This is a genomic window from Microbacterium sp. ISL-103 (assembly GCF_018613995.1).
GTDB lineage: Bacteria > Actinomycetota > Actinomycetes > Actinomycetales > Microbacteriaceae > Microbacterium.
In genome coordinates, this window is the sequence record NZ_JAGGPD010000644.1 from 1 (window position 1) to 1215 (window position 1215).

Sequence of the window (1215 nt, forward strand, 5' to 3'; positions counted from 1 at the left end):
CCGACACCTTGTCGGTGAAGCGCACCGTGTATCCGACCAGGGTGCCGAGCTCGACCTGCATCTCCTCGGCCACCCGATCGGCGATCGTGCGCGCGGCGAGACGTCTCGGCTGCGTGTGCGCGATGCGCTCGCGACCGAGATCGAGGCAGATCTTCGGCAGCTGCGTCGTCTTTCCCGAGCCCGTGGCACCGGCCACGATGACGACCTGATTGTCGCGGATGGCATCGGCGATCTCCTCCCGTGCGGCGCTGACGGGCAGCTCGGGAGGATAGAAGATCACGGGAGAGGACATAGAACTCCCATCGTACGATTCATCCGTGAGCACTGTGTCGAAGGCCCCTCCCGCATCGCGGTGGTTCCATGAGTTCGGGCGGGCGCCCCGCATCCTCGGGCTCGACGTCGCACGAGGCCTCGCGATCCTCGGCATGGCGGGCGCCCATATCGGCGAGACCCGGGCATTCGATCCGTTCGACCTCTCGACCTGGACCGACCTCGTGCACGGTCGCTCGTCGATCCTCTTCGCGGTGCTCGCCGGCGTCTCGATCGCTCTGATGACCGGCCGCAGCACGATCCCCGATCCCGAGCGGATGCCGAGCATCCGTCTGCAGCTGGTCGGCCGCGGTGCCGTGATCTTCATCATCGGCCTGGCGCTCGAGATGCTGAACACCCCGATCGCCGTGATCCTCACCCTCTACGGCCTGCTCTACGTGGCGGTGATCCCGTTCCTGCGCTGGCAGCCGTGGAAGCTGCTGATCGCCGCCGGCATCCTGGCGCTCGCGGCTCCCGCCCTGCTGGCGCTGCTCGCCGCGCTGACGCTGAATCCGTACGGCCCCGGCGTCAGCCTGGTGCTCTACGGGTCGTACCCGATCACGGCGTGGCTCGCGTTCATCTTCGCCGGCATGGCTCTCGGTCGTCTGCGCGTCGAGAAGCTCGAGACGGCGGCGATCACCTTCGGCGTCGGCGTCGGCCTCATGATCGTCGGATACGGGCTGGGGATGGTCGGATCCGTCGCACGGCTCACCGGGGCGACGTACGACGGCTCGGGTGCATCGGCGTCGGGGTGGAGCGATTACCCCGAGGCCCTGGCGGCCGCCGACCCTCTCGGGGCTGTGCTCGGAGGCATCTTCGGCGTCGATCCGCATTCGGGCGGCACAGCCGAGAACCTGGGCCCCGGCGGCTTCGCCCTCTCGGTCCTCGCGCTCTGCGTTCTGGCCA

Annotated in this window: 2 protein-coding genes; one reads left to right on the forward strand and one right to left on the reverse strand. The window is 68.6% G+C overall.

The genetic code is table 11. The features are described from left to right. Positions 1-292: hypothetical protein (locus J7E68_RS19060; RefSeq protein WP_215175113.1), on the reverse strand; the 292-nt coding region annotated here is incomplete at its 3' end. 25 nt (positions 293-317) lie between these two features. Here J7E68_RS19060 and J7E68_RS19065 point away from each other — a divergent pair. After that, on the forward strand, positions 318-1215 hold an 898-nt coding region (locus J7E68_RS19065), incomplete at its 3' end, for a heparan-alpha-glucosaminide N-acetyltransferase domain-containing protein (protein WP_311417431.1).